General features: G+C 52.3%; 6 protein-coding genes. 4 read left to right on the forward strand and 2 right to left on the reverse strand.

Features of this window, described 5'->3' with window-relative positions:
- Together ABX962_RS27610 and ABX962_RS27615 are read left to right on the forward strand one after the other, a co-directional pair.
- A partial coding sequence (locus tag ABX962_RS27610) for an RHS repeat domain-containing protein (protein ID WP_372724264.1) occupies positions 1-1,021 on the forward strand: 1,021 nt, incomplete at its 5' end.
- Positions 1,022-1,033: 12 nt separating this feature from the next.
- Positions 1,034-1,564, forward strand: coding sequence for a hypothetical protein (locus ABX962_RS27615; RefSeq protein ID WP_372724266.1), 531 nt, complete (start codon positions 1,034-1,036; stop codon positions 1,562-1,564).
- A gap of 655 nt (positions 1,565-2,219) precedes the next feature.
- Here the strand turns inward: ABX962_RS27615 and ABX962_RS27620 are convergent.
- On the reverse strand, positions 2,220-2,567 hold the full coding sequence (locus tag ABX962_RS27620) for a hypothetical protein (RefSeq protein ID WP_372724268.1): 348 nt from the start codon (positions 2,565-2,567) through the stop codon (positions 2,220-2,222).
- A gap of 296 nt (positions 2,568-2,863) precedes the next feature.
- Between ABX962_RS27620 and ABX962_RS27625 the strand changes: the two genes are divergently transcribed.
- Positions 2,864-4,024 (forward strand): hypothetical protein, encoded by a 1,161-nt coding sequence (locus tag ABX962_RS27625; RefSeq protein ID WP_372724270.1) that lies wholly within the window; start codon positions 2,864-2,866, stop codon positions 4,022-4,024.
- A gap of 80 nt (positions 4,025-4,104) precedes the next feature.
- On the opposite strand, the gene ABX962_RS27630 is transcribed toward ABX962_RS27625, so the two are convergent.
- Entirely contained in the window at positions 4,105-4,452 is a 348-nt protein-coding gene (locus ABX962_RS27630; protein ID WP_372724272.1) for a hypothetical protein, read from the reverse strand.
- A gap of 121 nt (positions 4,453-4,573) precedes the next feature.
- On the opposite strand from ABX962_RS27630, the gene ABX962_RS27635 reads away from it, so the two are divergent.
- Positions 4,574-6,028 (forward strand): hypothetical protein (locus ABX962_RS27635; RefSeq protein ID WP_372724274.1); only part of this gene is annotated, 1,455 nt, incomplete at its 3' end.

Raw genomic sequence — 6,028 nt, forward strand, 5'->3', positions numbered from 1 at the left:
AGCAACACGTGAGTATTATTTCACCGACAGCTGGCAGTGTCTAGAAGAACATGTTGACACCTCCAACACCCCACGACGTCAATACGTTTGGGGCATGCGTTACATCGACGACCTTGTAGCACGAGACCGCGATATCTCGCCATCAGGCGGGATCTTGGGCGAACGGCTGTACTACTTGTCCGATGCCAACTGGAATACGACAGCAGTGGTCAGTGATTCAGGAAGCGTGCAGGAACGCTACGAGTACGATCCGTACGGCAAACTATCGTGCTTCGAGCCCGACTTCACGCCGCGATCCAGCAGCAACTACAGCGTTCACTACACGTACACCAGTCGAGAGTGGACACCGGACGTGGGACTGTACTACTTCCGCAATCGTTGGTACGACCCTCAACTGGGCCGGTTTAGCTCCAGAGACCCTATCTTCGGCTTTGGTGATCTGCGAAGCGGTCCGTCGCTTACGTCGGATCGAGGAAGTATTCGCTTGACTCAATTTCTTTCGGAAAACTCCGCATCACTTTACAACTACGTTGGTAACCGTGTCTTAGTGGCTGTCGATCCAAGTGGACTCGAATGTGAGATAGGAATCCATTGTTGGACGGTTTCACGATTTGGTATCCCGCTCGGAACGCACTGCGGTCTTTCGCTTTGTGACGACGAGGGGTGCATTACGCTGGACGGTTCCGGTGGAGACCAAAACAACATCGAAGTCGACACGGGGACACATCCAGACGCTGGCCCGATGAATTCGTTCCCCGATAGCAAGTGTGACTGCCTGAGAAACTACGTCTCGACGTTTAACGCTCCCGATATTCCGAGGAGCCATTTACAGGGAAATAGTAATTGGACACTCTCATGCATGCTTGGGAAATGCGGTCTCGCACCAAGCTGGGGAAGTGGACCGCCAACTGCTTATGGAGAGCCACCATGCAAACGAACTGAACCGCGCACTGGCTACTCAGGCAGTGGAAACTGCCCGTACCATTACAACGTCTGCGTGGAGTACTGGGAGTGCCCGTAGGTTGCCGGGGTGGTGAAAATGAAGATTTTTGGTGTCCTTGCCCTTGTTATGGTTTTTGCAGCAGTCGGTTTCTGTCTGTTTCGGCGGGCAAAGATTCAACACGGGATTCATGCAATTGAATCCATGGGCGGTGCAGTAAGCGTTCATGAAACATCCCTTGGTGGACCGACTCGAGTTTCATTGAAATTGGAAGGCGTGCCATCCAACGCAAATGACCAAAACATTTTATTGAACGCCTCGGCGTTGCGAGGACTTTCGAGTGTTCGTCGATTGAAGGCAGGCGACAGCCCGCTTGGAGATGCTGGATTCAAGCTGCTATTGGAATGGTGGGGTAGTTCATTGGAACATGTTGATATTTCGGAAACGAAGGTATCGAGTAACGGAGTAACAATGGCGTTTTCATGTCCAAGCTTGAAAGAGTTGCTAGTATCCGCGGAACAGATTGACAGCGGTATCATGGATTCTGTTGAGCAAAGACCCGAACTGAATGTGATTGTCAGTGGAAAGAAGCAAATAAACGAAGCCGGAGACGATCGGTTGTAATGGAAGGTGCTTCACGGATGTTAAACCCGGTTTTCGGTTTTCAACCGAAACCGACGGGCGCGGAAGATGTGATCGAAGCGATTGATTGACCACGCCCAGTCGGAATCGTTGGACTTCTCCAAGGAAAGTCAACGCACACTTGAACGCACCGGAGCGAAGCGACAGCGACGCACACGAAGTGCGTCGCTTTCTTCGGCACGATGCCGCCACGTTGGACTAGATCGCACTCGCCGAAGGCACGGCGTCCCGGATGCGTGCGTCTGAATTAAAGCGCCCACGCCCGCGCTATCTCGCTTTTACTCCTTCTAGCTGTTCGGTCCCCAGTGGATCGGACAGCTAAAGAAAAAGTTTTTGAGCTTCGTACTGGCACCAACCGCCGCGTCACCGGATACAGTCACCGGATACAATCGAGTTCGTGAAAACCGCATTTACGATCCGCCGACCGAACCTCCAAAACCGCACTCGCGCACGCGCGAGAGTGCAGCGCTGTCGATCGCGCCGAGCTTCATGCGAAAATCCCGCAAAACGCACTAGCAAACCGGCTTGCGTTTACGACAGTTGCCGACGATTGGAGTCTTGCTCCAGAGACCCTATCGGGTTCAAAGGGAGCGAGTGGAACCTTTACGAGTTTCTTGATTCGGGACCGCTTTTCGGATCAGATCCCGCCGGAGAAAGCACTTTTCATCAGATCGAGGATATGGAGAAGAGGTGCGGGGAAGTAAACGCTAAAGAAGGAAATGCACCACCCCAGCCACCCATATCTGACGCGGACAAGAACGCGTGTGCTAAAAACTTCAATGACATTCTTGGCAACGATGCGAACTTGCAAAATATCTGGAATGATTTGACGAAAAATTGCGGCGTCGCAAAACAGCCGAATTGTCAAAATTGCAATAACATCGCGAGCGCTGGGAGCAAGCAGATAACGATTTGCTGGAACAACTTCCCAGGTCATTGTGACAAGAAGATACCGGGTGAGGGCGGCCCAGAAATTCTGCTTCATGAAATGATCCATCTACAACAGTCGTGCCAAAACCGGAATCAGGGCGGTGGCTGCCTTGGAAGCCTAAAACGCGAGATTGAAGCTTACTACTGTGCAAACAACTGTGGAAGTTCAGAAACGCTACCTCACTATATTCGAAACGCGTGTGTGTATCGCGCGTTAGGCAGTAGTTGTGTTTCAGGCTGCACAGCCGATGAGATCGGTAGTAAGATTGGACCGGTTACAAACTGGTTTAAGAAATGGATGGACAAATATGGCAACGACCGCGCGACTGCTTGCGCGAACCGAGAAAACTTGTGAAAGTCATGACAAGAGTTGTTCAAGCCGTCGTTTTAGTAATGGTACTCACCTGCTTGCAGGCGGATGCTACTGGTGAGGTTTCAGGTATAGAGCTGCCGGAGCCGACTTCAAACCTTGAAATGATATTACCGGTGAGAGAAAATGAATTAATCGTAATCCGTCGCATCACAAACGACGAAGTTGGCTTGGACTTCAGCTACAGAATGAGTGACAGGCGTTGGGTTCGCATCGAACCAAATTTCAGAAACGCTGGATACACCGGTGTCGGCGCAATCACGTCCTGCGCAATTGAGCCATCTGGTGCGTGGTTGTGTATAGCGAATCTTTCGCGTAACAATTCACGTGTTCATTGTTATTTACGATTAAACTTTGATGGAACCGCAATCATAATTCCTGAAATCGCATACGCCAATAGCCCGAATCATGGAGTTGTTAGACTTGTTTGGTTGAAGCGATACGGTTTAGTTGCTGTTGTCAGAAAATATGCGAATCCTGACGCTTTCGATTCACGCGCCAAGTGGATTGGTCCCGGCAAACTCTTTCGATACGATCTCGACACGCGTAATTGGCTGCCCCTAGAACTATCAGCCAAACGCATGGAAGTGACCGACATCGTTTCACATCACGGCGAGCCAATGTTGCTGTCGACAGGACTTTCGCGACCGCCCAATGTGTTTGAATGGGCGATCCTCGATGCGAACACAGAACGATTCGAGAAACGCAGCTTGGAACTTCCTCTCCACACTGAAATTGTTTCATTCGGGTATGCTGGTGAACGTGGTGACTATCTGCTCGTTGATGCTCAAAACCGGTTTATTGACGAACAAGGTAATCGACGCTACACAGGCAGTTCTTTTGTCGTCGACTGTGAACGTGTTTCATGGCGCGCTCTCGAAATGCCGGTAGGGTTGAAACTATGGGACCTTGCTTTGACCAACGACCAACGAGTCAATGCTGCTTTCTCAGAATCAACGAAAGACGGCTTCTGTATTTTCGAAGGATCAGCGAAGCTTGCGCCAAGCAACGACAAACGTGTGACGTTTGAGACCCGTAAGGTGTTCGAATTCGATTCCACGCTTTACAGCTTAACCAGCGTAAAGGTAGCGAATTTTAATGAACAGGCTTTGATATACTGGCGGGTCGGAGGGGACTATTGACCCTGGGTCGGAGAAATCTAATGGGTCAAACCTCTTTGTTGAGTAAACAAGCTGATGCACCAGCGTGAAGCGGCGATCGCTCACATACCGATGGTAGTGGCAATGCGTTTCGCTCCACCGCCACGCGTTATCGAAACGGCAGCGAGATTACACTCCACTTCAAAACCAGTGGCTTGATCACCGATCAAATGCCAAGTATCCAGCATTGTCGACAAAGAGGTGGGCGTCTTGGCGGAGCACAAGTACTTAGGGCAGGGAGCTTCTTGCAGCAGGGTAGTGTTCGAAGAAATCAAATGGGTCTGGTTTCTTTGATGACTGATCCACGCAATACACCGGAGTGACACGGCTCTTGACGAGGCCGCCGAATGGCGGCTTTTCTCTTTGGCGGGCACGATATCCGCCATGCTCTTCGGATGGATGCCGACCATGCAATCAACCGCGAAAACCGGAACGCACCGGAGCAGCGTGACCAGTGACGAGGGGATGTCGTTGCAATCTCCGAAACCGATCAAAGGGGACGGGGGGTAGTTTCGGAGTGAATGCAACGGATTGCATCTGCTTGAATCGACGTTGCAAGAGGCTGCTGGCAGGATGGTAGCCGGCAATGCATCGACCGGAAACCAGATGACGCAGTACGTCTATGGCTCGACACTCAGCGAGAGCGACATCGCATCCTCAATGCTCCTGAAAGCGGAGATCTATCCCGATTCCACGGGGCCAACCGACCAAGTTTCCTACACTTATAACCGCCAATCGCAGCGGACCAGCCTGACCGATCAAAACGGCTCGACTAGGCAATTTGATTACGATGCCCTTGGGCGGCAGACGCAAGACCGCGTGACTACGCTTGGGGCCGGTGTCGACGGAGCAATCCGCCGCGTCGAGCAGAGCTACGATGTTCGCGGCAACGTCTCGGCGGTGACCTGCTATAATGCAGCAGCGGTCGGTAGCGGATCGATCGTGAATCAAGTCACTCGCGAATTTGATGATTTTGGAAACGTGACGGCCACCTACCAATCGCACAGCGGCGCGGTCAATCCCGCCTCCACGCCTAGCGTCGGTCGCTCGTATACCGATGGCAGTAGCAACGTACTTCGCCCCACCGCCACGCTCTATCCCAACGGACGGGAAGTCACACTTAGCTACGGAGCAAATGGCTCGATCACCGATCAACTGAACCAAGTGTCGAGCATCGTCGATGATGATTCGACAGTTTTGGCGCAGTACGAGTATTTAGGCCTGGAGAGCTTTGTTCAGCAGGATAGTCCCGAAGCAGACCTTCGCTACACCTTGGTGTCACCGACGCTGTCCACTGATCCCGACACTGGAAATATCTATACGGGACTCGACCGCTTTGGGCGTTTGAAAGATGTTCGTTGGCGCGATGTGTCGGAGGGGAGCGATCTGTCGCGAGTGCAGTACGGTTACGACCGTGCCAGTAACCGGACATGGCGAGAGAACCCGTCCGATCCGAACCGCGAGCATGACTGGCTTTACCTCTACGATGGACTAAACCGTTTGCAGTCAGCTCAGCGAGGTGAATTGAACAGCTCGCGCACGGCGATTGAAACGCTTGATGCGGCGCAGTGCTGGAAGCTCGATCCAACCGGCAACTGGTCGGAATTCCGGCAGGACGAGAATGGCAACGGAACGTGGGACTTTAATCAAACCCGCACCGCTAACGCGGTCAATGAGATCACCGACATCAGCAACACCCCGAGCAATATCTGGGCGACGCCGGCGTACGACAAGAGCGGCAATACAACGACGAACCCGCGTCCCGATTTGGGAACAAACGCCACGATGACGGCGACGTTCGACGCTTGGAATCGGATGACGAAGTTGGTTGACGACGCCAATTCGAACGTGCTGCTAGAGAACCAGTATGATGGCCGCAATTTCCGTGTCGTCGCCAAGGAATACGCGTCGGGAACGCTTTCAGCAACACGTGAGTATTATTTCACCGACAGCTGGCAGTGTCTAGAAGAACATGTTGACACCTCC

This window comes from Novipirellula sp., assembly GCF_041583735.1.
GTDB lineage: Bacteria > Planctomycetota > Planctomycetia > Pirellulales > Pirellulaceae > Novipirellula.